A 26,174-nucleotide genomic window follows, 5' to 3' on the forward strand; every position below is an offset into this window, starting at 1 on the left:
TCAAGACCGACGGCCACATGGGCCGCAACTTCCTCAAGGGACGCCACGGCGACCACGCCAATGCCGTCCTCACCGCCGCCGGCTACAACTTCCGCCTCATCCTCCGCTGGCTGAGGCTTCTCTTGCGCCTCATCCTGGAGGCCTTTGCCAAAGCCATTGGCCCCAAAACCGCGCTCCAGACGGCTTCTTAACAGTCAACTTATTCCTCTTTGCGCAAGCGACGCTCAAGCTTGGCGTAATGTCGGCGCTGGCAAAGCCCTATCCGGCGTCCTTCAACTGCCGCCAGGTATCCTTCTGGCTCAGCATGGTGCGCAGATAATCCATATTGGCCTTGGCCTGCGCCGGCGACAGATCGCGCGTGGCCACCTCCTCCGCTTCGCCGAAGCGGCCCTGAAGGCCGAGGACGAGGGCAAGGTTCTGCCGCACCTTAGCGGACGCGCGCGGATGCTGGCTTGCCTGGCGCAGCACCTTCTCCGCCTCCGAAAGCTCGCCGGTCAGGGTATAGGACATACCCAGATTGTTGAGGATCTGCGGCTCGCCCGGCGCCAGGACGAGCGCCTGGCGGTAGACCTTGCGGGCCTCCTCGGTGCGGCCGACCGAATCGAGAATGCCGCCCTCGGTCGCCAGAAGCTGCCAATCGGGATTGTCGCGGTGCTGGGCCCGCTGCACGGTGGCCAGCGCCTCCTCGAACTCGCCGTTCGCGGCCAGCGCCTTGCCGAAGGCGGCCAGCACTTCGCGATCCTTCGGATTGTAGATCAGCGCCTTGCGCAGAACCGCCACGGCCTGCGAGGTCTGCCCGGCGGCGCGCAGCGCGGCGGCATAATTGAGCGCGGCCGCCTTGTCCGTCTCGTCGCGCGAATAGGCGGCGCCCCAGCTCTGCACGGCCTGCAAGGCCTCCGGCCTGCTGAGATCGGAGGTCTGGAGCGAGCCCGTGGAGCCGATGGAGCCGGTATGGCGCGGCCCGTCGGAAGATCTGCTCTGGCAGCCAGCCAGCGCCCCGGCGGCCAGGAGGGCCGCCGAAAGGGCAAGGGCTCTGCGGAAGTCGGTTCGATACGCTCGCCTCATCTGCATGGCCTGTCCCGTTCTGGCACGTTGGCGACAAGCCTTAGGCATGACTGGCTAACGCTTCGTTAACGCTAATTGTGGCGGCAGGCCCGGCGCGCGGAAATCCGGAGATTGCCAAGCCGGCCCTCGCCGCCTACGGGAAAGCTGAGGAGGATGGGTGAACGATATGAGCCTTCTGATCTCAGCCGCCGAGCTGCCCGGCGACGGGCCGGCCATCCCGGTCTTTCTGGTCGGCGCCGACGGCCTGGACGCAGCCCTTTCTGAGCTGAGCGGCATGCAGCGCCGCTTCGTGGAGGCATCGGGCTTTGCCGCCCGCGAGGCGGAGATCGCGCTCGTGCCGGATACGGAGGGAGCGCTTGCCCGCGTTCTCTTCGGCCTCGGCAAGAACAAGGCGCACAAGCCCTTCCTGACGGGACGGCTCGCCCAATCGCTGCCAGCCGGCACCTACCGCCTCGCCGGCGAGGTCAAGGATGCGCGCCTGGCCGCGCTCGGCTTCGCCCTCGGCGGCTACCGCTTCGCGCGCTATCGCGGCGGCAAGGAGGGCGGCGAGGAGAAGACGCGCCCCCGCCTTGCGGTCCCGCCGGAGCTCGATGCCAGCGAGCTGGAGAATACCGCCGATAGCGTGGCGCTCGCCCGCGATCTCATCAATATCCCCGCCAACGATCTCGGCCCGGCGGAGCTTACCGCCGCCTGCCGCGATCTCGCCGAGGCCTGCGGCGCCGACATCTCAGTGGTGGAAGGCGCGGAGCTTGAGAAGGAATTTCCCCTCATCGCCACGGTGGGCGCCGGCAGCGACCGCCCGCCCCGCCTTGTCGATATCAGATGGGGCGAGGCCGACGCGCCCAAGGTGACGCTCGTCGGCAAGGGCGTCGTCTTCGATACCGGCGGGCTCGATATCAAGCCGCCGAGCTCCATGCTGCTGATGAAGAAGGATATGGGCGGGGCGGCGAACGTTCTCGGCCTGGCGCGCATGGTGATGCGCGCGGGGCTGAAGCTGCGCCTGCGCGTCCTGGTGCCGGCGGTGGAGAATGCCATTTCCGGCCGCGCCTTCCGCCCCGGCGACGTCCTCAAGAGCCGCAAGGGTCTCAATGTGGAGATCGGCAATACCGACGCGGAGGGAAGGCTGGTGCTGGCCGACGCGCTGGCTCTTGCCGAGGAGGAGACGCCGGAGCTCATCGTCTCCATGGCCACGCTGACGGGCGCCGCCCGCGTGGCGCTCGGCCCGGACCTGCCGGCCTTCTTTGCCACCGACGATGGCCTCGCCTCGGCGCTTGAGGCCGCCGCGCGCGCCGAGCACGATCCGTTCTGGCGCCTGCCGCTTTGGCCCGACTACGATTCCTGGCTGGCCTCCGATATCGCCGATGTCAACCATATCGCCAGCAACGCCTATGCCGGCGCCATCGTCGCGGCGCTGTTTCTGAAGCGCTTCGTGGAGAAAAGCGCCTACGCCCATTTCGATATCTTCGCCTGGGCGCCGAAAGCGCGCCCGCTCGGACCGAAGGGCGGCGAGGCACAGGCGATCCGCGCGCTCTTCACCTATCTCGCCGAGCGCTACGGGCGTGGCTGAGCCGGGCCGGCGAGGATGAGCGCGCTCCGCCCGAGCCAGGCGCTACGCCTTTGGCACGACGCGACGCTGGCGCTGGTGCGGGCCGAGGAACCGGATCTCACCGCCCGGCAGATGACGGTGCTGCTCACCGTCTATCTGGAAGCGCCGCCGCATACCGTGCGCGGCCTCGCCGCCAAGCTCGGCGTCACCAAGGCGGTGATTACCCGCGCCCTCGACACGCTCGGCCGCCACGGCCTTCTCACCCGCAAGCGCGACCCGAAGGACATGCGCAACGTCCTCGTCCAGCGCACGGTGGAAGGGGCGCTGTTCTTGGAACGCTTCGGCGACCTCGTCGTCGACAAGGCGAAGGAGGTGGTGGGGTGAGACACCTCGATCCGCGGCTGAACGCCTTCCGGCCGGATGTCGCCGATATCCGGCTTGAAGGCCAGGTGGAGGCGGAGCGCTTCGTCGATGCCACCCTCTTCCAGGTCGCAGAGCCGCTGGCGCCGCTGCGCCGCCGACCGATGCCCGACGCCCCCCTGGAGACGGAGGCGCTCTGCGGCGAGGTGGTGCGGGTCTTCCAGGAGACCCCGGAGGGCTGGGTCTGGGGCCAGCTTGCCCGCGATCGCTATGTCGGCTACCTGCCCGCCAATGCGCTGAGGCGCCAATTGCACGAGCCGACGCACGTCGTCGGCGTGCCCTCCACGCTCGTCTTTCCCGGCCCGGACATCAAGCTGCCGCCGCTCGCCAGCCTGCCGCTCGGCGCCGAGGTCGCCGTCACCGGCGAGGCCAGGGACCACAATGCCCGCTACCTGACGCTGACGCCGGCGGGCGCCATCGTGGCGCAGCACCTCGTTGCCGTCGGCAGCGTCGTGGAGCCGGACTTTACGGCCACCGCGGAGCGCCTTATCGGCGTGCCCTATCTGTGGGGCGGCAAGGGCTGGGGCGGCATCGACTGTTCCGGCCTCGTGCAAGTGGCGCTCAACATGGCCGGCCACGACTGTCCGCGCGATTCCGATATGCAGGCGGAGGCAATCGGCGCGCCGCTAGACCTTTCGGGCGGCCTTCCGGCGCTCAGGCGCGGCGACATCGTCTTCTGGAAAGGCCATGTCGGCATCATGCGCGACGAGAGCCGCCTGGTGCACGCCAACGTCCTGCATATGGCGGTCGCCAGCGAGCCCCTCGCGGCGGTGCAAACGCGCCTCGGCGAAAAGGGCCTCACGATCACCGCAATTCGGCGCTTGTAATCGCGCGCCTGTCATCGTTCCTTAGTTGGCGAAAACACCATGGTCGCCACGTTGAGTCTCGCTCCTTTGCGCATGCCTGCCCGGCGGCTCGGCAATGCAGTCCTGTCGCTGGTGCCGGAAGCGGCGCTGCGCCGCTACTATCAGCTGCATCTTGCCTTTCAGGCGCGCCGTCACGGACGCGGGCGGCCGGTGGAGCTCGTGGCCGATCCGGAACGGGTCGTCATCGACGACGGGCTGCGCCAGCTCGTCCTGCCGCATCTCGGGCGGGTGCCGCGCTATCGTCAGGGAATCGGCGCGCGGCTGCACTGCATCGGCGACAGATATGGCATCGGGCAAGCCTATCTGCCGCGCGAGGGCGATGTCGTCATCGATGTCGGCGCCAATATCGGCGAGGTGACGCTGCTGTGCGCCGATGCGGGAGCAAGCGTGGTGGCGCTGGAGCCGGATCCGCGCGCCTATGCCTGCCTTGCCCAGAACGTCGCCGATCTCGACCAGGTAAGGCTCGTCGCCTGCGCCGCCTGGAAGGGCCGCGAAGCGCTGAAGCTCTATCTCGCCCCGGACGTGGCGGCGAGCTCGCTCATTCGCCCGCCCGAGCAGAAGCGCCAATCGGTCTCCGTGGAAGCCTGGCCGCTCGACGCGCTGCCGCAGATCGCCGCTCTGCCGGCGATCGACTTTCTGAAGATCGACGCGGAGGGCGTGGAACCGGAAATCCTCGCCGGCGCGGTCAGAACCCTGAAGCGCACCCGGATCATCGCCATCGATATGGGCTCGGCGCATATCCGCCAGGGCCTGTTGGAAAAAGTGGAGAACGCGCTGCAGGTGATGCGCTTCCAAAGGCTCGATCAGGTCGACGGGCGCACCGTTCTTGCCGCCAACACCGCCTTCACGCCGCTGCCGCCGCCTCCGCCACCTCAATATCCTGCGGCGCGATCGACGACGAATTGAAGCGGCTCGCCGGCCTCCATCCGCTTCACCTGACGGGCGATGAGCCGCGGCAGCGTCGCCGGATCGGAGATGGAGGCGACATGCGGGGTGATGACCACGTTCTCCATGTTCCAGAGCGGGCTTGAGGCCGGCAAAGGCTCCTCTTGAAAGACGTCGAGGCTGGCGGCGCGCAAGGTGCCATCCTTGAGCGCGGCGACCAGCTCGGCCTCGTTCTGCAGCTTGCCGCGTCCGGCGTTGATCAGCACCGGCCCGCCGAGCGGTCCCTCGCGACGCAGCTCGGAGAAGACCCGGTGGCCGAGGATGCCGCGGGTCTTCGGCGTATCGGGCAGAAGGCAGACGAGGATGTCGGTTTCGCGCAGAAAGGCCGTGAGCTGGCCGTCGCCGTGATAGGTGACGACGCCGGCGACCTCCTTGGCGCGCCGGCTCCAGCCCGTCAGGCGGAAGCCGAGGCGGATGAGGATGTCGGCCGAGGCGATGCCGAGGACGCCGAGCCCCATGATGCCGACGGTCAATTCGCGCGCCGCCGGCTGCGGCAGTTGGCGCCAGCGCGACGCCCTCTGCAACGTCTGGTAGGAGGGGCCGAGGCGCTGGTGATGCAGCACCTGCCAGGTGACGTATTCGACCATGCGCGCCGTCAGATCCGGATCGACGATGCGCGCGATCGGCAGCTGCGGCAGTTGCGGCAGGTTAAGCAGATGATCGACGCCCGCGCCCACCGAGAGGATCGCCTTCAACCTCGGCAGGCGCGCGAAGAGCTCCGGCCGCGGCTTCCAGGCGACGAGATATTCCGTCGCCTCAAGCTCGTCCGCCTCGCCGGAAAAGCGGCCATCCGGCTCCAGCGCGATCACCTTCTCCTCCGGCAGAACCTCGCGCAGGGAGGCGAGCCAGCGCGACGGATTCCAGTCGGCGAGCGAAAGAAGAACGGTGGTCATGCGCTGACGGCTCCCCCATAGGCGACCTCAAGATCGAAGGCGGCCGCCATCAGCGCCTTGGTGTAATCGGTCTTCGGCCGCTCGAAAATCTCCTCCGCCGGCCCCGCCTCCACCACCTTGCCGTCGCGCATGACGATGATCTCGTTGGCGAGCGCGCGCACCACTTTGAGGTCGTGCGAGATGAACAGATAGGTGAGGTCGTGCCGGCGCTGCAGCTCGCGCAGCAGATCGACCACCTGCGCCTGCACGCTCATATCGAGGGCGGAGGTCGGCTCGTCGAGCATGACGAATTTCGGCTCCAGCACCATGGCTCTCGCAATGGCGATGCGTTGGCGCTGGCCGCCGGAAAATTCGTGCGGGTAGCGAAAGCGGGTCTCAGGGTCGATGCCGACTTCCTGGAGCGCCTTGACGACGCGGGTGTCGCGCTCGCCGGCGCTGAGGCCGGGCTCATGCACGGCCAGCCCCTCGCCGACGATGTCGCGGATGACCATGCGCGGCGACAGGGAGCCGTAGGGATCCTGGAAGACGATCTGCATGTCGCTCCTGAGACTGCGCATATCCTTGAAGCGGGCGCCGTCGATATCGCGGCCGAGGAAGGCGATGCGGCCCTGCGAGGAGATAAGGCGCAGAAGGGCGAGGCCGAGCGTCGTCTTGCCGGAGCCCGATTCGCCCACGACGCCGAGCGTCTCGCCCTCGCGCACCTTCACGTCGATGCCGTCGACCGCCTTGATGTGGCCGACGGTGCGGCGCAGAAAGCCGCGGCGAATGGGAAACCAGACCTTGAGGTTGTCGGCCTCCACCACGATCGGCGCGTCGGGCCGGGTCGCCGGCGCCCTGCCCTTCGGCTCGGCAGCCAGAAGATGGCGCGTATATTCGTGCTGAGGCGCGGTGAATATCCTCTCCGTCGGGCCGGTCTCCACGATCTCGCCGCCGGTCATGACGCAGACCCGGTCGGCCACCTTGCGCACGATGCCCAGATCGTGGGTGATGAAGAGCATGGCCATGCCGCGCTCCTCCTTCAGGCGCGCCAGAAGCTCCAGGATCTGCGCCTGCACGGTGACGTCGAGCGCCGTCGTCGGCTCGTCGGCGATGAGAAGCTCCGGCTCGTTGGCAAGCGCCATGGCGATCATGACGCGCTGGCGCTGGCCGCCGGAAAGCTGGTGCGGATAGGATTTCAGTCGCGCCTCAGGGTCCTTGATGCCGACCTGGTCGAGCAGCTCCAGGACGCGCGCGCGCGCCGCCGCCCCGCTCATGCCCCGGTGCACGTCCAGAACCTCGCCCACCTGCCGCTCCACCGTGTGCAGCGGATTCAGGGAGGACATCGGCTCCTGGAAGATCATCGAAATCTGGTTGCCGCGCACCTCGCGCATGGTCTTCTCGCCGGCCGAAAGAAGCTCGCGGTCGCGGAAACGGATCTCGCCGGAAGGATGGCTCGCCGGCGGATAGGTGAGGAGCTTCAGGACCGAAAGCGCGGTGACCGACTTGCCGGAGCCGGATTCGCCGACAAGCGCCACCGTCTCCTTCTCGCCGATATCGAAGGAGACGTTCCTCACCGCATGGGTGACGTCGCCGCCCTGGGTGAAGTCGGTGGACAGATCGCGGACGGAAAGGATGGGGCGGGCGCCTTCACTCGCCATGGACGTCGGGCTCCACATGCGTGCGCGGGCGCTCAATCACCGTAGCGGTCACCGGGGCAGCCCGTTCTCGTCATAGAGGTCGCGATGATCGCTCGTCTCTCCAGATCCCCGCGGCCCGCTCCCGCGCGCGATCTGCATCAGGCGGAGCGTGACGACATCAGCCTTCTCCTCACGTCGACACGCCATCTCGTGACGTGTCGGCACCTTTCGTCTCTCGGTTCGGTTCATACCGCCCATCTTACGCAAAAGTCTTCCTGGGGTCGAAAGCATCGCGCACCGCCTCGCCGACGAAGATGAGCAGCGAGAGCATCAGCGAGATGACGATGAAGCCGGTGATGCCGAGCCAGGGCGCCTGCAGGTTCGCCTTGCCCTGGGCGAGAAGCTCACCGAGCGAGGGCGAGCCCGGCGGCATGCCGAAGCCGAGGAAGTCGAGCGAGGTCAAGGTGGTGATGGAGCCATTGAGGATGAAGGGCATGAAGGTCAGCGTCGCCACCATGGCGTTCGGCAGAAGATGGCGGAACATGATGGTGAGGTTGGAGACGCCGAGGGCGCGCGCCGCCTTGACGTATTCGAAGTTGCGGGCGCGCAGGAACTCCGCGCGCACCACGCCCACCAGCGCCACCCAGGAGAACAGCAGAAGGATGCCGAGAAGCACCCAGAAGCCGGGCGGCAGCACAGAGGAGATGATGAGCAGGAGATAGAGCGCCGGGATCGCCGTCCAGATCTCGATGAAGCGCTGGAAGAAAAGGTCGATGCGCCCGCCGAAATAGCCCTGCACGGCGCCCGCCGCCACACCGATCACCGAAGAAAACAAGGTGAGGAGAAGGCCGAAGAGCACGGAGATGCGAAAGCCGTAGACGAGACGGGCGACGACGTCGCGGCCCTGATCGTCGGTGCCGAGCCAGTTCCAGTTGCCCTTGGCGCAGAAGCGCTCAAGCTGCTCGGTGTCGCCGGGACAGACGGCGCCGGCGATGCGCCAGGTCGGCGGGGCGGGAAAGCCGATCGGCCGGCCCAGCGCCTCGCGCAACTCTCCGGTGGGAAAATCCCGGTTCACGGTGCGGTAGGAATAGCGGATCGGCGGCCAGATCATCCAGCCATTGGCCTCGATCTCCTCGGCGATGAAGGGATCGCGGTAATCCGTCGTCGCCAGGAAGCCGCCGAAGGTCTCCTCCGGATAGTCGACGAAGACCGGATAATGGAGCTCGCCCTTATAGGAGAGAAGCAGCGGCCGGTCGTTGACGAGGAACTCGGCGAAGAGCGACAGGACGAAAAGCAGAAGGAAGAGCCAGAGCGACCAGTAGCCCCGCCGGTTGGCCTTGAAACTGTCCCAGCGGCGCTTGTTGATCGGCGAGAGCGAGAATAGCCGGCGGGCCGGCGCCGCCTCCTGGCCGGGGAGCGGGCCGGGCGCCTCCATCGGCGCCTCTCGGCGACCGCCATCGGGCGCATGCGGCGGGGTCGGCGCTTTCGGCTCGCTACCCGGCGTGCGCGCGGTCGGCTTCTTCGGATCGACCTTGGCGTCCACGGAGCTCACACCTCCCGGCTCTCAAAATCGATCCTGGGATCGATCCACGTGTAGGTGAGGTCGGAGATGAGCTGCACGATGAGGCCCATCAGCGAGAAGATATAGAGCGTGGCGAAGACCACCGGATAGTCGCGGTTGATGACGCTCTCGAAGGAGAGGAGCCCGAGCCCATCGAGCGAGAAGATGGTTTCAATCAGCAGCGAGCCGGCGAAGAAGGCGGCGACGAAGGCCGCCGGAAAGCCGGAGATGACGATGAGCATGGCGTTGCGGAAGACATGGCCGTAGAGCACTTGCCCCTCGCTCAGCCCCTTGGCGCGCGCCGTCACCACGTATTGCTTGCGGATCTCGTCCAGAAAGGAATTCTTGGTCAGAAGCGTCGTCGTGGCGAAGGCCGCGAGCGCCATGGAAATCAGCGGCAAGGCGAGGTGCCAGAAATAGTCCGCCATCGCCTTCGGGTCGGTGATCCACTCCCAAAAGCCCATCTTGGCGTATTCTTCCGACCACAGGCCGCGCAGCGGGAACCAATCGAAGAACGAGCCGCCGGCGAAGAAGACGATAAGGAAGATGGCGAAGAGAAAGCCCGGCACGGCATAGGCGACGACGACGACGGCGGAGGTCCACACATCGAAGGTGGAGCCGTCGCGCACGGCCTTGCGGATGCCGAGCGGGATGGAGATGGCGTAGGAGATCAGCGTCATCCACAGGCCGAGCGAGATGGAGACCGGCAGCTTCTCCTTGATGAGGTCGATAACGGAGATATCGCGGAAATAGCTCTCGCCGAAATCGAAGCGGGCATAGTTCCACAGCATCAGCGCAAAGCGCGTCAGCGGCGGCTTGTCGAAGCCGAACTGCTCTTCCAGCTGGCGGATGAATTCCGGGTCCAGCCCCTGGGCGCCGCGGTATTTGGAGGTGATGGCGGCATCGGAGCCGCCACCCGACTGGCTGCCGCCGCTGGCGGAGAAATCGCCGCCGGAGGAGCCGCCGATGCGTGCCGTCGCCGACACGTCGGTGCCCTGGAGTTGGGCGATGACGCGCTCCACCGGCCCGCCCGGCGCGAATTGCACCACGACGAAGCTGATCGCCATGATCCCGAGGATGGTCGGGATCATCAACAAGAGGCGTCTTGCGATGTAAGCGGCCATGCCTCTCCGCCGGCTGGTTTGATTCGCGCTAGCCTGTCATGCCGATTCTTCGCGCCTTTTCTGCGTCGTACCACCAGGTCGTCTCGACGGGAAAGCCGAAGTCGGGCTTGGCCTGCGGCCAGCCGAAGAGATCCCAACGCGCCACCCGGTGGCTATTCTGGAACCATTGCGGCACGACAAAGTGATAGGCGCGCAGGACGCGGTCGAGCGCCGTCAGCGTCAGGCGGTGGCTGTCGCGGTCGCGCGCCGTCAGCGCCTGTTCCACGAGCGCGTCGACGACCGGATGGCGGATGCCGGCGAAGTTGCGCGAGGAGGCGAGACCCGCCGCCTCCGAGGTGAAGGCGGCCCTCAGCCCCTCCAAGGGCGTCGCCGAGGCGGTGAAGCGCAGACCCACGATGTCGTAGTCGAAATCGTTGAGCCGCGCCTGAAACTGCGCCGAATCGACGGGGCGGATGGAGGCCTCCACGCCGAGGCGGTTCAGCGCCCCGACATAGCGGCCGAGAAGACGCTCCGCCGTCGGGTCGGCGCGCGTCAGGAACTCCACGCTGAGCCGCTCGCCGCCGGCGGAGACCAGTTGCCCGGCCTGGCGCCGCCAGCCGGCCTCATCAAGCAGCTCGGCGGCGCGGCGCAGATTGGTCCGGTCGGCGCCCGAGCCGTCCGAGGTCGGCGGCGTCACCGCCGGGCCGAAGACCGCTTCTGGAAGCTCGCTGCGATAGGGTTCCAGGATGGCGAGCTCTTCGGCCGAAGGCTCGCCCTTCGCCGCATAGACCGACTTTTCGAAGAAGGAATGCGTGCGCCGGTAGGAACCGTAGAACAGGTTCTCGTTCAACCATTCGAAATCGAAGGCGAGGCCGATCGCCTCGCGCGTCGCCGGATCGGCGAATTTCTCGCGCCTGGTGTTGAGATACCAGGCCTGGAAATCCGGCACCGCCTCTTCGGCGATCAGCTCCTTGACGACCTTGCCTTCCTCCACGGCCGGGAAATTGTATTCCGTCGCCCAGCTCTTGGAGGTGAATTCCTCGCGGAAGGTGACGGCGCCCTTCTTGAAGGCCTCAAAGCCCGTCTGTCGATCGCGGAAGAATTCCAGGCGGATGACGTCGAAATTGTAGAAGCCTCGATTGACCGGCAGGTCGGCGCCCCACCAATCGGCGACGCGCTCGTATTCGATGAAGCGGCCCTGGGCGAGGTTGCCGACCCTATAGGGGCCGGAGCCGAGCGGCGCCTCCAGGGTCGAGGCATCGAAATCGCGGCCCGCGTACCAGGCGGCGGAGAAAATCGGCAGCGAGGCGACGATGAGCTTCAATTCGCGCGACTGGCGGCCGGAAAAGGTGACGGTCACCTCGCGCTCGCCGCTCGCCTGCGCCGAGACCATCTCCTTCAGCGGCAGGACGATGCTGGCATGGCCCTTCTCCTTGAGCGTCGTCAGCGAGAAGGCGACATCGGAGGCCAGAATCGGGCTGCCGTCGTGAAAGCGCGCCTGGCGGCGCAGCGTGAAGACAAGAACGTTCTCGTCGTCGGAGACGGAAACGCTCTCCGCCGCGACGCCGTAAAGCGCGTCAGGCTCGTTGAGAGCGCGCTTCATCAGCGAAGCGAAGGTCAGCTCCATGCGCGGCGGCGCGTCGCCCTTGGTGGAGAAGGAGGAGAGCGTGTTGAAGGTGTAGAAGCTCTGGTTGTAGGCGGCGTTCGGCGCCAGCATGACGATGCGCCCGCCCTTGGGCGCATTCGGGTTCGCGTAGGTGAGATGGGAAAAGCCCGGCGCGTAGCCAAGATCGCCGAAGAGCGACATGCCGTGGCGTGCGCCGGCCGGCGTCTCTGCCCGCGACAGGCCGCAAAGGCCGGCAAGGCCGGGCGCTGCGAGGGTGAGGCTCGCCGCGCCTTGCAGGACCGTGCGCCGGGTGAAGCCGCTCACCCGCCGACCTCGATCTGGCGCTCCTTCTCAGGGTCGACCCACCAGGAGAAGATGTCGACGCCGGAATAGGAGGGCTGCTCGTCGGGGATGCCGAACTTGTTCCAATAGGCGAGCCAAATCTCCGGGTTGTGCCATTGCGGCACCATGTAGAAGCCCCACAGAAGCACCCGGTCGAGCGCCCGCGTCGCCGCCACCAGGCTGTCGCGGTCCGGCGCGTAGATGACGTCGTCGATGAGCTTGTCGATGGCCTCGCTCTTGATGCCGGCGGCGTTGCGGCTGCCGGGCTGGTCGGCGGCGACGGAGCCCCAAAACTCGCGCTGCTCGTTGCCGGGCGATTGCGACTGGCCGAAGACGCCGCTGATGATGTCGTAGTCGAACTCGTCGCTCAGCGCCTGATACTGGGCGGCGTCGACGATGCGGATGGAGGTGTCGATGCCGAGCCGGCGCAGGGAAGCGGCATAAGGGCCGAAGATGCGCTCGTCGCTCGGATCGTTGCCGAGGAACTGGACAGTAAAGGGCTCGCCGGTCTCACCGTCGACGAGTTGGCCGCCCCGCTGCTCGAAGCCCGCCTCGCCAAGGAGCCGTACCGCCTCGCGCAGATTGGCGCGCATCGCCTCGCGGCTGTCGTTGACCGGCAGCTTGAACTCCTCGGTGAAGACCTCCTCCGGCACCTCGCCGCGGACCTTCTCCAGATATTCCAGCTCCTTGCCCTCCGGCAGGCCGCTGGCGGCGAGCTCGGTGCCCTCGAAATAGGAATCGGTGCGCGTATAGAGGTCGAAGAAGAGGTTCTTGTTCAGCGCCTCGAAATCGAAGGCGTAGGTGAGCGCCTGGCGCACCCTGCGGTCGGCGAATTTGTCGCGCCGCGTGTTGAGGACGAAGGCCTGCATCGGCTCGCCGGAGGTGGTGGCGAAGGTATCCTTCTTCACGTCGCCGCGCTGAGCGGCGGGAAAGTCGTAGCCCTGCGCCCAGCGCTGCGCCCGGTTCTCGGCGCGGAAATCGTAAATGCCGCCCTTGGTGAAGGCTTCCCAGGCGGCGTTCAGGTCGCGGAAATACTCGTAGCGGATCGCGTCGAAATTGTAGCGCCCGACCCGCAGCGGATGCTCCGCGGCCCAGTAATCGGGCACCCGCTCCCAGACGACGTTGCGCCCGGCGTCCCAGGAGCCGATGCGATAGGGGCCGGAGCCGAGCGGCGGCTCCAGCGTCGGCTGGGAGATGTCGCGCGCCTTGCCGCTTGCGTCGGTGCCCGTCCACCAATGCTTCGGCACCACGACGAGGTCGCCCATGATATGCGGCAATTCGCGGTTGCCCTTCTCATCGAAGGTGAAGGTCACCTCGCGCTCGCCGGTCACCTCGGCCGTCACCACGTTGTGGTAGTACTGATTGTACTGCGGGTTGATCTCCTTCAGCGTCTCGAACGACCAGACGACGTCCTGCGGCGTGATCGGCTCGCCGTCGTGCCAACGCGCCTTCGGATTCAGCCGGAAGGTGGCGGAGGAATAATCGTCGGGATAGGTCATCGCCTCGGCGATGAGGCCGTAGGAGGTGGACGGCTCCTCCGTGGAGGGCTCCATCAGGCTGTCGTAGCCGATGCCGCCGCGGGCATTGACGATCTGGCCGAGCCCGGCCGCAGGCGTGCCGCGGATGAGGAACGGATTGAAGCTGTCGAAGGTGCCGAGCGCCACCTGGTTGAGGGTGCCGCCCTTCGGCGCGTCGGGATTGACGTAGTCGTAGCGCGCAAAATCGGGACCGTATTTCGGCGCTTCGATGAGCGAGGCGGCATGGCGCCACTGCGTGCCCTCTTGCACTTCCTGGGCGGCGGCCGGCACGCCGGGGGCAAGCGCCAGAGCGCAAAGGGCTGAGGCAAGGGCGGCGGCGGGGGCGGTGAGACCGGAAAGGCGTCGCTTCATCAAAGGCACGTCTCTCGCTGTTGACAGGCTCTGGCCAATCATAGGCATAGCGCGGCGGGGATTCACCCCGCCGCACCACCATCTGACGAAAATTTAAGGCACAAAAGCCGCGCGTGAAGAACGTGCGGGTGCCCGGCCCCGCACGGGGCGCGAGCCGCCTATTGCCCCGGCAGCGGCGCCGGCTGGTCTGAGAGCGTGCGCAGATAGGCAAGCAGCGCCGCAAGGTCGGCGTCTTTCTTCACGCCCTGATAGATCATCTTGGTGCCCGGCACCTCGCCGCGCGGATCGGCGAGATAGGTCGCCAGGTGATCGTAGCTCCAATCGCCGATCTCGGCGGCGTAGTTCTTCATCGCGTCGGTGTAGTTGAAGTCCTCGCGCGCGGCGGCGGGGCGACCGACGACGTCCCAGAGATTGGGGCCGATGCGGTTGGCGCCGCCCTGATCGAAGGTGTGGCAGGCGCGGCACTGGGCGACGATCTTCTCGCCGGCTTCGGGCGATGCGTCGGCGATCATCGCCACGGCCGGCGGCATGTCGGCGCCGGCATCGGCGGGCGCGGCGGGCGCCTCGGCCTGTGCCGTCTCCTCGGCGGCCGGCTCGGCTGCAGCCGGCTCAGTGGTCTCGGTTTGGGTGGTCTCGGTCTGGGCCGTCTCGGTTTCGGCCGTCTCGGCCGGGGCGGACGCGCTCTCCTGCGCCGGCTCGGCGGCCGGCGCGGACTCGGCCGCGGTTTCCGTCTGGGCCGGCGCTGCGGCGGTCTGCGTCTCTGCCGCGGGCTCCGCGCTCTCGGCCGCATCCGCCGGCTCGGCTGCGGCGGCCGGAGCTGCCTGCGCCTCAGGCAGCGGCGCCGGCTCGTCGGCGAGCGTGCGCAGATAGGCAAGCAGCGCCGCAAGGTCGGCGTCCTTCTTCACGCCCTGATAGATCATCTTGGTGCCCGGCACCTCACCGCGCGGATCGGCGAGATAGGTCGCTAGGTGATCGTAGTTCCAATCGCCGATCTCAGCGGCGTAGCCCTTCATCGCGTCGGTGTAGTTGAAGTCCTCGCGCGCGGCGGCGGGGCGACCGACGACGTTCCACAGATTGGGGCCGATGCGGTTGGCACCGCCCTGATCGAAGGTGTGGCAGGCGCGGCACTGGGCGGCGACCTTCTCGCCAGCGTCGGGCGAGGCGTCGGCGATCATCGCCACGGCCGGCGGCATGGCGGCGCCGGCATCGGCGGGCGCATCGGCGGGCGCCGCGGCCGTCTCCTCGGCGGCCTCGCCAGCCTCAGCCGTGGCCGTCTCCTCGCCCGTCGGCTCCGCCTCGGGCACGGCTATGACATAGCCCGGCGTCTCCGCCTCGCCCGTGCGCAGCAGGACGTCACCGACGAAGCTGAGGCCATACATGACCAGAACGGCCCCGAGAATGGCCATTGCATAGGTGTTCCAGGCGGGCGAATGCATAGGATTTCCAACTCCGGATTGATGGCACGGGACGTGTAGGGCGGCAGGACGGCAGTTGGCAAGACCGCGCCCGGGATCGACTATCCGGTTTGACGGACCTCATCAAGGCGTATAAGCGCCCGCGCAAGTGCGTTTTTCGACGCATATCGGCCCTATTTCATGAATCCTCTCATCCTCATACCCGCTCGCCTCGCCGCCACGCGCCTGCCCGACAAGCCGCTCGCCGACATCGCCGGCCGGCCGATGATCGCCCATGTCGTGGCACAGGGCCTGAAGGCAGGTCTCGGCCCCGTCGTCGTGGCCACCGATGCCCCGGCGATCGCCGCGGCGGCGGAGGCGGCCGGCGCCATGGCGGTGATGACGCGGCCGGACCATGCCTCCGGCTCCGACCGCATCGCCGAGGCGCTTGCCAGCCTCGATCCCCAAAGGGTCCACGATGTCGTCGTCAACGTGCAGGGCGACCTGCCGACGCTCGATCCGGCGCTTATCGCCGCCGTAACTGCCCCGCTCGCAGAGGGCGAGCCCGCCGACATCGCCACCATCGCCGCGGAGATCGTGCGCGAGGAGGAGCGTACCAATCCCAATGTCGTCAAGGTGGTCGGCACCCCCTGCGGGCCCAACCGCCTCAGAGCGCTCTATTTCACCCGCGCCACCGCCCCTCATGGCGAGGGCCCGCTCTACCACCATATCGGCCTATACGCCTATCGGCGCGCCGCGCTGGAGCGCTTCGTGGCGCTCGCCCCCGGCACGCTGGAGAAGCGCGAGAAGCTGGAGCAGCTGCGCGCCCTGGAAGCGGGCATGCGCATCGATGTCGGCCTCGTCGACACCGTACCGCTCGGCGTCGACACGCCGGCCGATCTTGAGCGGGCACGCCGGATCATCGCAGGAGCCGCAGAATGAACGACATCAAGGCCCGCCGCATCGTCTTTCAGGGCGAGCCCGGCGCCAATTCGCATCTGGCCTGCCGCGAGGTGTTCCCCGAAGCAGAGGCGGTGCCGCTCGCCACCTTCGAGGATTGCTTCCAGGCGATCGAGAGCGGCGAGGCCGATCTCGGCATGATCCCGATTGAGAATTCCGTCGCCGGCCGGGTCGCCGATATCCATCACCTCCTGCCTGCCTCCAGCCTGTCGATCATCGGCGAGCACTTCCTGCCCGTGCGCCACCAGCTTCTCGCCGTGAAGGGCGCCAGCCTTGACGATATTGCGGTCGTCCAGAGCCATGTCATGGCGCTCGGCCAATGCCGCAAGTTCCTGCGCGAACACGGGCTGAAGGCTGAGATCGCCGCCGATACGGCCGGCTCGGCCCGCCATGTCGCCGAACTCGGCGAGCCGCGCCGCGCCGCCATCGCCACCAGCCTCGCCGGCGAGATCTACGGCCTTGACACACTCGCCCGCGATATCGAGGACGAGGCCCACAACACGACGCGCTTCATCATGCTGTCGCGCGAGCCGCGGCGGCCCGCGGTGGAGGCGGGCCCGGCCGTCACCTCCTTCATCTTCCGCGTGCGCAACGTGCCGGCGGCGCTCTACAAGGCGCTCGGCGGCTTCGCCACCAACGGCGTCAACATGACCAAGCTGGAAAGCTACCAGCTCGGCGGCACCTTCTTCGCCACCCAGTTCTACGCCGATGTGGAAGGCCATCCGGACGATCATTCGCTCGCCCTGGCGCTGGAGGAGCTGGAATTCTTCTCCGCCGAGTTCCGCATCGTCGGCGTCTATCCGGCGCATCCCTTCCGCGTCACCCAGGCCGAGCCGGCGGAAAACCGCGATCTGCGTCCCTCGCGCGGCGTCTAGGCTCGTTCCTCTCCCTTGAGGGCCCGTTCCTCTCCCTTGAGGGAGAGTGCGGGGATCGCGGCGCGGAGCGCGGCGATGAGGAGCCTATGGCGCCCTTAGCCCGCCTCCCATTCCGCCCATTCGGCAATCAGCCGGTTGGCGATCGCCATCTGCGGCGGCACGGCCAGCCCCTCCGCGTGGGTGCCGGCGAGCATCTTTCTCACCTCGGCCCTGGCGAACCAGCGGCAATCCTCCAGCTCGGCCGCGTCGGGCGTCAGCTCGGTGGTGAGGGCCTCGGCATGGCAGCCGATCATCAACGAGGAGACGAAAGGCCAGGGCTGGCTGGAATGATAGCGCACCCGCCCGACCTCGATGCCGGCTTCCTCGCCGATCTCGCGCCGCACCGCCGCCTCGATGGTCTCGCCAGGCTCCATGAAGCCGGCGAGCGCGGAATAGACGCCGGGGGCAAAGCGCGGCTGACGGCCGAGAAGGCAGCGCCCGCCACCATCGGCCGGGTCGATGGCGAGCATGATGACGACGGGATCGAGGCGCGGGAAATGCTCCGCGCCGCAGGCCGGGCATTGGCGTCTCACCCCGCCGCCGCGCATGTGCGTCGCCCCGCCGCAGCGCGCGCAGAAGGCATGGTTCCGGTGCCAGGCGAGCATGGAGCGGGCCTGGGCGAGGGCGCCCAACTCCTCCGCCGGAAGCAGCGCCTGGACGGCGAGGGAGCGCAGCTCGATGGCCTTCATCGGCTCCGGCCAGGTCTCGCGCGGCGCGACGAGGCCGGCAAGCCGCGGGCCGGCGGGCGAAAAGCCGAGCAGGACGAGGCTGCCGGCGATGAGGCCGAGCGCTTCCGCCTCCGCTGCGGTGTAACTCGCCTCGGGTGAGGAGGCTAAACGGACGAGCGCCCGGTCCTCGGCAAGAAGATGGATGCGAGCCTCGCCCGCCGCGAGCGCTTGCGTCAGGCTTTCCTCGCTGCGGTGCTCGGCCTGGCGATCGAGCCGCCCGCCGGCAAAGCCGTTCTGCGCGCTTGTCTCTCGATAGGGCCGGGCGAAGAAACTCATTCGGGCTCCGGCTCGCCCAGCTCCGACAAGAGCCGGCGCGCCAGGTCGGAAAGCTCCGAGGCACGCCATTCGCGGGGCTCTGAGGCGCCCCAAACCGGGCCAGGCCAGGCCGGATCGGTGGAAAAGCGGGCGATCACGTGCACATGCAGCTGCTGCACCTGGTTGCCGAGCGCGGCGATGTTGAGCTTGTCGCAATTCGTCACCGACTTGAGCGCCCGGGCCACGCGGTCGATCTCGCGCATCAGCAGCGCCTGGTCGTCGGCGGAAAGGTCGATGATCTCCGCAAGATCCGGCCGCGCCGGGATCATCACCAGCCAGGGATAGGTCGCATCGCGCATCACCCGCACCTCGCAAAGGTCGAGCGAGGTGAGCGGCACGCTGTCGGCTTCCAGCCGAGAATCGAGGGCAAAGCTTTTCATGGCGCCCGGCTCTAGCATCCCTCCTGCCCCCAGCCCAGCCTTTGCCAGCCCGGCCGTTGCAGGTCTCTCCTGCGGCGCGCCAGATTGACGGGCCCGGCCCGCCGGCTTAGGCAGCCTCTGGGCTCAATCAGGGGAGATACGATGGCCGACCATAGCGCGCTGGCAGCGACGATCGACGAGGCATTCGAGGCGCGCCAGGAGCTGTCGCCCACGAGCGGGGGGCCGGTACGCGAGGCCGTGGATGCGGCCCTGGCGCTGCTCGACAGCGGCGAGGAACGCGTCGCCGAGAAGGGCCCGGACGGCGCCTGGCACGTCAATCAATGGCTGAAAAAAGCGGTGCTTCTTTCCTTCCGCCTCACCGCCATGGAGGTGATCGAGGGCGGGCCCGGCGGCGCCGTCTGGTGGGACAAGGTGCCGTCGAAATTCTCCGGCTGGGACGCGGCGGATTTCGACCGATCGGGCTTTCGCGCCGTGCCCCATTGCATCGTGCGCCGCTCCGCCTTCATCGCGCCGGGCGTGGTGCTGATGCCCTCCTTCGTCAATCTCGGCGCCTATGTCGACGAAGGCGCCATGATCGACACCTGGGCGACGGTGGGCTCGTGCGCCCAGATCGGCAAGAACGTGCATCTTTCCGGCGGCGCCGGCATCGGCGGGGTTCTGGAGCCTCTGCAGGCCGGCCCGGTGATCATCGAGGACAATTGCTTCATCGGCGCCAGGGCCGAGGTCGCCGAGGGCGTCATCGTGCGCGAGGGATCGGTCCTATCGATGGGCGTCTATCTCGGTGCCTCCACCAAGATCGTCGACCGCAACAGCGGCGAGGTGTTCATCGGCGAGGTGCCGCCCTATTCGGTCGTCGTCCCAGGCACGCTGCCGGGAAAGAGCCTGCCCGGCGAAGATTGGGGGCCGAGCCTTTACTGCGCCGTCATCGTCAAGCGGGTCGACGAGCGCACCCGGGCGAAGACCTCCATCAACGAGCTCTTGCGCAGCTAAGTCGGAGATCGGGGCGCCGCCGCCGCGCCGCGCCGCATGGCGAAACCGCCAGGAGCACCCTATGTCGGAGATGAACGTGACCCGGGGCCCCGCTCGCCCGCGCCGGGCCGTGGACCGATAGCCCGCAAGAGACCGCCCGAATGGTTAGCCGCTTCCTATGGCTCTTCTTCCGCTTCGACGGCCGCATCGGCCGGGAAGTCTATTGGCTGGCCAATTTCGGCCTGGTGGCGCTGCTCGTCCTCATCCTGCAGCCGGCCGTGGACCCGCAGACATCCGAGGTCGCCTTCCAGAGCGGGGCGCTCGGAACCATGGCGCTCATCGTCGGCATGATCTCCTCCATCGCCATCGGGGTGAAGCGGCTGCACGATTTCAACGCCCCCGGCTTCTTCGCAGCGGTACTGCTCATTCCGATTTTGTCGATTTTCGCTACCATCGCCTTCGGCGTGGTTCGCGGCACCCATGGCCGCAACCGCTTCGGCGAGGCGGCCAACCTGCCGCCGCGCTGAAAACCCGTCCGAAGGAGGCCCACATGGACTGGAAATATCTCTATACGAGCTTTGAAGGCCGCATCGGCCGCCGCGACTGGTGGATCGGCGTCATCGGCCTGTTCCTCATCTCCGTTGTCGCCACCATCCTGTTCGGCACCGACGGGCTCGTTCCCTTCGTCATCTCCGTGCTCATCTTCATCGGCGGCCTCGCCTGCCACGTGAAGCGCTTCCACGATCGCGGCCGATCCGGCTGGTGGTCCCTCATCATCCTCATCCCGTTCATCGGCATCATCTGGGCGATCGTCGACCTTGGCATTCTGGAAGGCCAGCCGAGCGAGAACGCATGGGGCCCGCCGCCGACGCCGCGGCCCATCTCGTGAACGAGATCGACCCGGCCGAGCTTGCCACCGCGCTCATCCGGGCGCCTTCGGTAACGCCCATGGCCGACGAGGCGCTCAACGTCCTGGAGGCGGCGCTGGCGCCGCTCGGCTTCAACATCGAGCGCCCGGTCTTCAGCGAGCCGGGCACGCCGGACGTGGAGAACCTCTTTGCTGCCATCGGCGAGGGCGATTTCCATCTCGCCTTCGCCGGCCATGTCGACGTGGTGCCGACGGGCGAGGCGGAGGCCTGGCGGCATCCGCCCTTCGCCGGCGTCAGCGAGGAGGGCATCCTCTACGGGCGCGGCGCCGTCGACATGAAGGGCTCGATCGCGGCGATGGCCGCCGCCGCCTCGCGCTTTCTCGCCCGGCGGCCGCGTTTCGACGGTCGCCTTTCCTTTCTCATCACCGGCGACGAGGAGGGACCTTGCATCAACGGCACGAACAAGCTGCTGCAATGGGCGAAGGCGCGGGGCGAGCGCTTTTCCGCCGCCCTCGTCGGCGAGCCGACCTCGGCGGCAAGGGTGGGCGACCAGATCAAGGTCGGGCGGCGCGGTTCCTTCTCCGCCACCCTCGTCGTGGAAGGCCGCCAGGGCCATGCCGCCTATCCGCATCTGGCCGACAATCCGGTGCCGGGGCTCCTCCACCTCCTCGCCGCCCTGACGGCGACGCCCCTCGATGCGGGCAGCGAGCGCTTCGAAGCCTCCACGCTTGAGATCGTCGACATCGCCACCGGCAACGAGGCCTGGAACGTCATCCCCGGCAAGGCATGGGCCCGCCTCAACAGCCGCTTCAACGATCTGTGGACGCAACAGAGCCTGAGGGCGGAATGGGAGCGACGCCTGGCGGCGGCCGCCAGCCTGCCCGGGCATGGCGAAATCCGTTGGCGACTGGAGGAAGGCCCCGCCGCTTCCGCTTCCTTCCTCACCCGCGACGCGGCGCTGATTGAGAGCCTTTCCGACGCGGTGGCGGCGATCGCCGGCGCGCGGCCGCAGCTTTCCACAGGCGGCGGCACATCGGATGCCCGCTTCATCAAGGATTACTGCCCGGTGGTGGAGCTCGGCCTCGTCGGCGCAACCATGCATCAGACCGACGAGCGCGTGCCCCTCGCGGAGATCGGCGAGCTTGCCCGCGTCTACGAAGCCTTCCTCGACCGCATCTTCAAGGCCGCATGAACCTTTCAAGCATCCTTCGCCAGCTTTCCGGTGCCTGGAAAGTGATGAACGGCCGCGTGGAGGGCCTGTCGGAGTTCGACCTGACGCTGGAGGGCTTCTGGCGTTCCTTCGGGGCCGTCTTCCTCATCGTGCCGTTTACGGCGATCGCCGTCCTTTCCGAACAGGCCGCCCTTTCCGCCGCCACCGACATGCCGGCCGAGGCGCCCGGCACCGGCTTCTTCACCCTGCGGCTTTTCGGTCTCGGCCTGGACTGGATCGCCTTTCCGATCCTCTTCGCCTTCCTCGCCCGCCCGCTCGGCGTCTCCACCCATTACGTGCCCTTCATCGTGGCGCGTAACTGGAGCGCGGTGATCATCTCCGGCATCTTCGCTCTGCCGCACGCCCTGCACGCGCTCGGCCTGGTGCCGCTGCCGGTGCTCTCCTTCCTGCTCTTTGCGCTGTTCGTGGTGGCGCTGCGTTTCGCCTATCTCGTCGTGCGCGTGGCGCTCGCCGTGCCGCCGATGATGGCGGTGCCGATCGTGCTCCTGGAGCTCCTCATCGGCATCGTCATCGAACTCAGCCTCAGCCGCGCCTTCGCCCTGCCGATCTAACCGGCGCCGTCTGCCTCGTCAGGATAATCGACGCGGGCGAGATAAAGGCCCTGCGGCGGGGCGAGCGGACCGCAACGCTTGCGCTCGGCCGCTCGGAGCGCCGCCGCCAGATCGCGTCCGCGCCATTTGCCTTCGCCGACGAGCTTTAGCGAACCCACCATGGAGCGTACCTGGCTGTGCAGGAAGGAGCGCGCCGAGGCGTCAATCTCGATCGCCTCGCCGGCGCGGCGAACCTGGAGCCTGTCCAGCGTCTTCACCGGGCTCTTCGCCTGGCATTCGGCGGCGCGGAAGGTGGTGAAATCGTGCCGGCCGAGAAGAAGCTGCGCGGCCTCGTGCATCGCCTCGGCATCGAGCGGCACCGGCACCTGCCAGGCCCGCCCGCGCTCCAGGGCGAGCGGCGCGCGCCGGTTGACGATGCGGTAGAGATAATGCCGCTTCACCGCCGAAAAACGCGCATCGAAATCCGCCGCCACCCGCGCCGCGGCAAGAACGGCCACGGGCGCCGGCCTCAGATGGGCGTTGAGCGCGTCGCGCACGGTGTCGGGCGGGAACGTCTTCTCAAGGTCGAAATGCGCCACCTGGCCGAGCGCGTGCACGCCGGTATCGGTGCGCCCGGCGCCGCGTATGGTCACCTCCTCGCGGGCAAGCGCCGCAATCGCCGCCTCCACAGCCGCCTGAACCGACGGGCCGTTCTTCTGGCGCTGCCAGCCGATGAAGGGTCCGCCATCATATTCCAGGATGATGCGGTAGCGCGGCATCAGAGGCTGCGCCGGGCGGGCGCCTTGCCGGCTCTCACGCCACGACCTTGAAGCCGGCGGGCAGGCCGCGCAGGAACTCCGCCGCCCCCATCGGCTTCCTGCCGGCGCGCTGCACCTCAAGAAGCTTCAGCGCGCCCTCGCCGCAGGCGATCGCGCCCCCGTCGAGAAGGGTGCCCGGTGCACCGGAGCCCTCGGCGGGCGCCGCCTTCAGCAGCTTCACCCGTTCGCGCCTTCCACCGGTCTCGATCTGGAAAAAGGCGCCCGGAAAGGGCGAAAGGCCGCGCACGAGATTGTGCAGCTCTTCGGCGGGCCGCGCAAAATCAAGGCGCGACTCCGCCTTGTCGATCTTGGCGGCATAGGTGACACCCTCGCGTGACTGCTCGGTGCAGGCGAGCGCGCCGCGCTCCAATGCCCCAAGCGCCCGCACCATCAGATCGGCGCCGAGGCGGGCGAGCCGGTCGTGCAGCTGGCCGGCATTCTCGTCCGTCCCGATCGGCGTCTTCTCGGCCAGGCAGACAGGGCCGGTGTCGAGCCCCTCCTCCATGCGCATCACCATCACCCCGGTCTGCGCATCGCCGGCCATCACCGCCCGCTGGATCGGCGCGGCGCCGCGCCAGCGCGGCAAGAGCGAGGCATGCAGGTTGAGGCAGCCGAGCTCCGGCGCGTCCAGAACCGGCTTGGGCAGGATGAGGCCATAGGCGACGACCACGGCGACATCGGCGTTGAGCGCGGCGAACGCCGCCTTCGCGTCCTCGCCCTTGAGGCTTTTCGGGGTGCGCACTTCAAGGCCGAGCCGCTCCGCCGCGCCGTGCACCGGGCTCTTGCGCTCGCCCATGCCCCGCCCGGCCGGCCGGGGCGGCTGGGTGTAGACGGCGGCGATGTCGTGGCCCTGGCCAACGACCTCCAGAAGGGTCGGCACGGCGAAATCCGGCGTGCCCATGAAAACGATGCGAAGCATGGCCCGGCTTTAGCGCGCCGGCGTCCGGCTCGCAAAGGGGCGAATAAGGTCGGGCAATGATGCCGGGGCCGGCGGCTCACATCGCCGCGGCGCGGCTCCGCTCCTTCTCGCGGGCGATCTTGGTGAACTTCTTGACCACCATGTCGCGCTTCAGCTTGGAGAGATAGTCGATAAACAGGACGCCGTTGAGATGGTCGACCTCGTGCTGGATGCAGGTGGCGAGGATCCCCTCCGCCTCCAGTTCCTGCTCCTTGCCTTCGAAGTCGCGGTAGACGACCTTCACCCGCGCCGGCCTTTCCACCTCGGCGAAATATTCCGGGATGGATAGGCAGCCCTCCTCGTGGATATTCGGCTCGTCGGACCGCCAGACGATCTGCGGATTGACCAGGAAGAGCGGCTGACGGTTCTCCTCGTCGCGGGAAACATCGATGGTAATGAGCCGCCGTGGCACGCCGACCTGAATGGCGGCAAGGCCGATGCCCGGCGCCGCATACATCGTCTCAAGCATATCCTTGAGCAGCTTCTGCGTCGCCGCATCCATGCCCTCCACGGTCTTTGAGACCTCGCGCAGCACCGGATCGGGCAAGGTGATGATGTCAAGTTCGGCCATGGCGCTCGCGACTTAGGGTTTCGGCGGCCTCCGGTCAACGCCGATCGCGCGCCCGGATGGCGCGGCGAATCAGCTACGTTCATGAAATGGACTCGCTGAAAGCCGCCTATGAGGACCTTCTCGCCCGCCTTGCCGCCGCCGATCCGGCGCTCGTCCTCGGCGCGGGCGCGCTGGGGCTTTTCCTTCTTCTCGCCCTCGCCGTGCTTGTCCTCGGCGCCCGGCGCGGCCGGCGCCTTGCCGCCGAGGCAGGCGAACGCGCCGAGGAGATGCGCGCCGAAATCGCCGCACTTCTGAAGACGCAGGCGGAGATGTCCGGGCGCATGCAGTCGATGGCTGAGATCTTCGGCTCGCGCCAGTCGGAGCTCAACAAGCATCTGTCGGAGCGGCTCGACGGGATCGGCCATCGCCTCAATCAGTCGGTCGGGGAGGCGACCAAGAACACCACCGACAACCTTCGCCGCCTGCACGAGCGGCTCGCCGTGCTCGACCATGCGCAGAAGAACATTTCCGAGCTCGCAGGCCAGGTGACGACGCTTTCCAACATCCTCGGCAACAAGCAGAGCCGCGGCGCCTTCGGCCAGTCGCGCATGGAAGCGATCATCGCAGACGGCCTGCCCAAGGGCGCCTATCTCTTCCAGGCGACGCTGAAATCGGGGGCGCGGCCGGACTGCCTGGTGACGATGCCGAACGAGGCGCCGCCGCTCGTCATCGACGCCAAGTTTCCCCTGGAGGGCTATCATGCCCTGAAGGCGGCCGAGACGCCTGAGACGGCCAAGGCGGCGCAGGCGCGCTTTCGCACCGACCTTTTGAAGCACATCGCCGACATCAAGGAGCGCTACCTCATCCCCGGCGAGACGCAGGACACGGCCTTCATGTTCGTGCCGTCGGAAGCGGTCTTTGCGGAGATCCACGAGCATTTCGAAGCGGTGGTGCAGCGGGCCTACCGCGCCAAGGTGGTCATCGTCTCGCCCTCGCTGTTGATGCTGTCGATCCAGGTGGTGCAGGCGCTGTTGCGCGATGCGCGCCTCAGAGAGCAGGCCCATGTCATCCAGGAGGAGGTGATGCATCTCATGGTCGACCTCTCCCGCCTCGACGAGCGGGTGAGAAAGCTCGCCACGCATTTCGGCCAGGCGAACAAGGATATCGACCAGATCCTCATCTCCACCGACAAGCTGCAAAAGCGCGGAGCGAAAATCGAAGGCCTGGGCTTCGGCGAGGAGGCCGAGGAAGGAGCGAACAAGCCGCGGCTGGTGGCGGGGGGCGAGAAGGCCTAGGCGGGGAGGCAGGCTCCTCCTCCCCTTCTCGGGGAGGTCGCCGCGCTCAGCCCTTGTTGTCGTCATGGCCGGGCCTGACCCGTTGACTGTTAAGAAGCCGTCTGGAGCGCGGTTTTGGGGCCAATGGCTTTGGCAAAGGCCTCCAGGATGAGGCGCAAGAGAAGCCTCAGCCAGCGGAGGATGAGGCGGAAGTTGTAGCCGGCGGCGGTGAGGACGGCATTGGCGTGGTCGCCGTGGCGTCCCTTGAGGAAGTTGCGGCCCATGTGGCCGTCGGTCTTGAAGTGTCCGATAACGGCCTCGATGGCGGATCGTCTTCTGAGCTCCTTCTTGATGGCCCCGAACACGCCCCGCTTCTGCCCGGAGCGGAAGACGCCGAGCGGCCTTGGCGCATCGTGGCCGCGGTAGCCCTTG

At 67.7% G+C, this 26,174-nt stretch carries 25 protein-coding genes and 2 pseudogenes; 13 read left to right on the plus strand and 14 right to left on the minus strand.

Annotated features, from left to right (window positions below; all coding sequences use genetic code 11):
• Positions 1-191 (plus strand): annotated as a pseudogene (locus Q331_RS23985) (IS5/IS1182 family transposase); the annotation flags it as partial.
• 67 nt (positions 192-258) lie between these two features.
• Here the strand turns inward: Q331_RS23985 and Q331_RS0117705 are convergent.
• Positions 259-1,071 (minus strand): tetratricopeptide repeat protein, encoded by an 813-nt coding sequence (locus Q331_RS0117705; protein ID WP_026381772.1) that lies wholly within the window; start codon positions 1,069-1,071, stop codon positions 259-261.
• A gap of 160 nt (positions 1,072-1,231) precedes the next feature.
• Between Q331_RS0117705 and Q331_RS0117710 the strand changes: the two genes are divergently transcribed.
• From Q331_RS0117710 to Q331_RS23270, 4 genes are read left to right on the plus strand one after another with little or no spacing between them, the layout of a single operon-like run.
• Positions 1,232-2,632 carry a leucyl aminopeptidase family protein gene (locus tag Q331_RS0117710; protein WP_051631326.1) on the plus strand — a complete coding sequence of 467 codons (1,401 nt, stop codon included), beginning with the start codon at positions 1,232-1,234 and terminating at the stop codon, positions 2,630-2,632.
• A 15-nt stretch (positions 2,633-2,647) separates the two neighbouring features.
• Positions 2,648-2,995, plus strand: a complete 348-nt coding sequence (locus Q331_RS0117715; RefSeq protein ID WP_026381774.1) for a MarR family transcriptional regulator — start codon at positions 2,648-2,650, stop codon at positions 2,993-2,995.
• Positions 2,992-3,858, plus strand: coding sequence for a C40 family peptidase (locus tag Q331_RS0117720; RefSeq protein ID WP_026381775.1), 867 nt, complete (start codon positions 2,992-2,994; stop codon positions 3,856-3,858). Before Q331_RS0117715 ends, Q331_RS0117720 begins: the two co-directional genes overlap by 4 nt.
• A 39-nt stretch (positions 3,859-3,897) precedes the next feature.
• Entirely contained in the window at positions 3,898-4,803 is a 906-nt protein-coding gene (locus tag Q331_RS23270; protein WP_084175138.1) for an FkbM family methyltransferase, read from the plus strand.
• On the opposite strand, the gene Q331_RS0117730 is transcribed toward Q331_RS23270, so the two are convergent.
• From Q331_RS0117730 to Q331_RS22475, 7 genes are all read right to left on the minus strand, one after another.
• A complete protein-coding gene (locus Q331_RS0117730; RefSeq protein ID WP_026381776.1) occupies positions 4,770-5,735 on the minus strand; it encodes a 2-hydroxyacid dehydrogenase in 966 nt (321 codons plus the stop codon). The genes Q331_RS23270 and Q331_RS0117730 overlap by 34 nt on opposite strands.
• On the minus strand, positions 5,732-7,372 hold the full coding sequence (locus tag Q331_RS0117735) for an ABC transporter ATP-binding protein (RefSeq protein ID WP_026381777.1): 1,641 nt from the start codon (positions 7,370-7,372) through the stop codon (positions 5,732-5,734). Before Q331_RS0117735 ends, Q331_RS0117730 begins: the two co-directional genes overlap by 4 nt.
• 238 nt (positions 7,373-7,610) lie before the next feature.
• Positions 7,611-8,786, minus strand: a complete 1,176-nt coding sequence (locus Q331_RS22465) for an ABC transporter permease (protein WP_034493013.1) — start codon at positions 8,784-8,786, stop codon at positions 7,611-7,613.
• A 113-nt stretch (positions 8,787-8,899) separates the two neighbouring features.
• A complete protein-coding gene (locus Q331_RS0117745; protein ID WP_026381778.1) occupies positions 8,900-10,036 on the minus strand; it encodes a microcin C ABC transporter permease YejB in 1,137 nt (378 codons plus the stop codon).
• A 28-nt stretch (positions 10,037-10,064) separates the two neighbouring features.
• Positions 10,065-11,945, minus strand: a complete 1,881-nt coding sequence (locus Q331_RS0117750; protein ID WP_026381779.1) for an extracellular solute-binding protein — start codon at positions 11,943-11,945, stop codon at positions 10,065-10,067.
• Positions 11,942-13,852 carry an extracellular solute-binding protein gene (locus tag Q331_RS22470; protein ID WP_034493006.1) on the minus strand — a complete coding sequence of 637 codons (1,911 nt, stop codon included), beginning with the start codon at positions 13,850-13,852 and terminating at the stop codon, positions 11,942-11,944. Before Q331_RS22470 ends, Q331_RS0117750 begins: the two co-directional genes overlap by 4 nt.
• Before the next feature lie 158 nt (positions 13,853-14,010).
• Complete coding sequence (locus Q331_RS22475) at positions 14,011-15,288, minus strand: c-type cytochrome (RefSeq protein WP_051631328.1); 1,278 nt, start codon at positions 15,286-15,288, stop codon at positions 14,011-14,013.
• Positions 15,289-15,447: 159 nt separating this feature from the next.
• Between Q331_RS22475 and Q331_RS0117765 the strand changes: the two genes are divergently transcribed.
• Both Q331_RS0117765 and Q331_RS0117770 read left to right on the plus strand, forming a co-directional pair.
• Entirely contained in the window at positions 15,448-16,188 is a 741-nt protein-coding gene (locus Q331_RS0117765; protein WP_026381780.1) for a 3-deoxy-manno-octulosonate cytidylyltransferase, read from the plus strand.
• The gene (locus Q331_RS0117770; protein WP_026381781.1) at positions 16,185-17,081 is read left to right on the plus strand and encodes a prephenate dehydratase; all 897 of its coding nucleotides are present in this window, start codon (positions 16,185-16,187) and stop codon (positions 17,079-17,081) included. Before Q331_RS0117765 ends, Q331_RS0117770 begins: the two co-directional genes overlap by 4 nt.
• 95 nt (positions 17,082-17,176) lie before the next feature.
• On the opposite strand, the gene nudC is transcribed toward Q331_RS0117770, so the two are convergent.
• Complete coding sequence (gene nudC / locus Q331_RS0117775; protein ID WP_026381782.1) at positions 17,177-18,124, minus strand: NAD(+) diphosphatase; 948 nt, start codon at positions 18,122-18,124, stop codon at positions 17,177-17,179.
• Complete coding sequence (locus Q331_RS0117780) at positions 18,121-18,543, minus strand: HIT domain-containing protein (RefSeq protein ID WP_026381783.1); 423 nt, start codon at positions 18,541-18,543, stop codon at positions 18,121-18,123. Before Q331_RS0117780 ends, nudC begins: the two co-directional genes overlap by 4 nt.
• Before the next feature lie 141 nt (positions 18,544-18,684).
• Between Q331_RS0117780 and dapD the strand changes: the two genes are divergently transcribed.
• The 5 genes from dapD to Q331_RS0117805 all read left to right on the plus strand — a co-directional run bounded on the left by dapD (position 18,685) and on the right by Q331_RS0117805 (position 22,163).
• Positions 18,685-19,533, plus strand: coding sequence for a 2,3,4,5-tetrahydropyridine-2,6-dicarboxylate N-succinyltransferase (gene dapD, locus Q331_RS0117785; RefSeq protein ID WP_034493008.1), 849 nt, complete (start codon positions 18,685-18,687; stop codon positions 19,531-19,533).
• Between the two features lie 140 nt (positions 19,534-19,673).
• Positions 19,674-20,039 (plus strand): DUF805 domain-containing protein, encoded by a 366-nt coding sequence (locus Q331_RS22480; RefSeq protein ID WP_051631329.1) that lies wholly within the window; start codon positions 19,674-19,676, stop codon positions 20,037-20,039.
• Between the two features lie 23 nt (positions 20,040-20,062).
• Positions 20,063-20,401 (plus strand): DUF805 domain-containing protein, encoded by a 339-nt coding sequence (locus Q331_RS0117795; protein WP_026381785.1) that lies wholly within the window; start codon positions 20,063-20,065, stop codon positions 20,399-20,401.
• Positions 20,365-21,573, plus strand: coding sequence for a succinyl-diaminopimelate desuccinylase (dapE, locus tag Q331_RS0117800; protein ID WP_034493009.1), 1,209 nt, complete (start codon positions 20,365-20,367; stop codon positions 21,571-21,573). Before Q331_RS0117795 ends, dapE begins: the two co-directional genes overlap by 37 nt.
• Positions 21,570-22,163: a hypothetical protein gene (locus Q331_RS0117805; RefSeq protein WP_026381787.1), complete on the plus strand. Its 594-nt coding sequence runs from the start codon at positions 21,570-21,572 to the stop codon at positions 22,161-22,163. Before dapE ends, Q331_RS0117805 begins: the two co-directional genes overlap by 4 nt.
• Here Q331_RS0117805 and truA read toward each other — a convergent pair.
• From truA to def, 3 genes are all read right to left on the minus strand, one after another.
• A complete protein-coding gene (truA, locus tag Q331_RS0117810; RefSeq protein WP_026381788.1) occupies positions 22,160-22,921 on the minus strand; it encodes a tRNA pseudouridine(38-40) synthase TruA in 762 nt (253 codons plus the stop codon). The genes Q331_RS0117805 and truA overlap by 4 nt on opposite strands.
• 34 nt (positions 22,922-22,955) lie before the next feature.
• A complete protein-coding gene (gene fmt, locus Q331_RS0117815) occupies positions 22,956-23,879 on the minus strand; it encodes a methionyl-tRNA formyltransferase (RefSeq protein ID WP_026381789.1) in 924 nt (307 codons plus the stop codon).
• Between the two features lie 76 nt (positions 23,880-23,955).
• A complete protein-coding gene (def, locus tag Q331_RS0117820; RefSeq protein WP_026381790.1) occupies positions 23,956-24,489 on the minus strand; it encodes a peptide deformylase in 534 nt (177 codons plus the stop codon).
• An 86-nt stretch (positions 24,490-24,575) separates the two neighbouring features.
• Between def and Q331_RS0117825 the strand changes: the two genes are divergently transcribed.
• Complete coding sequence (locus tag Q331_RS0117825; protein ID WP_051631330.1) at positions 24,576-25,763, plus strand: DNA recombination protein RmuC; 1,188 nt, start codon at positions 24,576-24,578, stop codon at positions 25,761-25,763.
• Between the two features lie 89 nt (positions 25,764-25,852).
• Here the strand turns inward: Q331_RS0117825 and Q331_RS22485 are convergent.
• Positions 25,853-26,174 (minus strand): annotated as a pseudogene (locus Q331_RS22485) (IS5/IS1182 family transposase); the annotation flags it as partial.

Origin of the sequence: Afifella pfennigii DSM 17143 (assembly GCF_000688515.1) — a bacterium.
In the GTDB taxonomy this organism is placed as follows: domain Bacteria; phylum Pseudomonadota; class Alphaproteobacteria; order Rhizobiales; family Afifellaceae; genus Afifella; species Afifella pfennigii.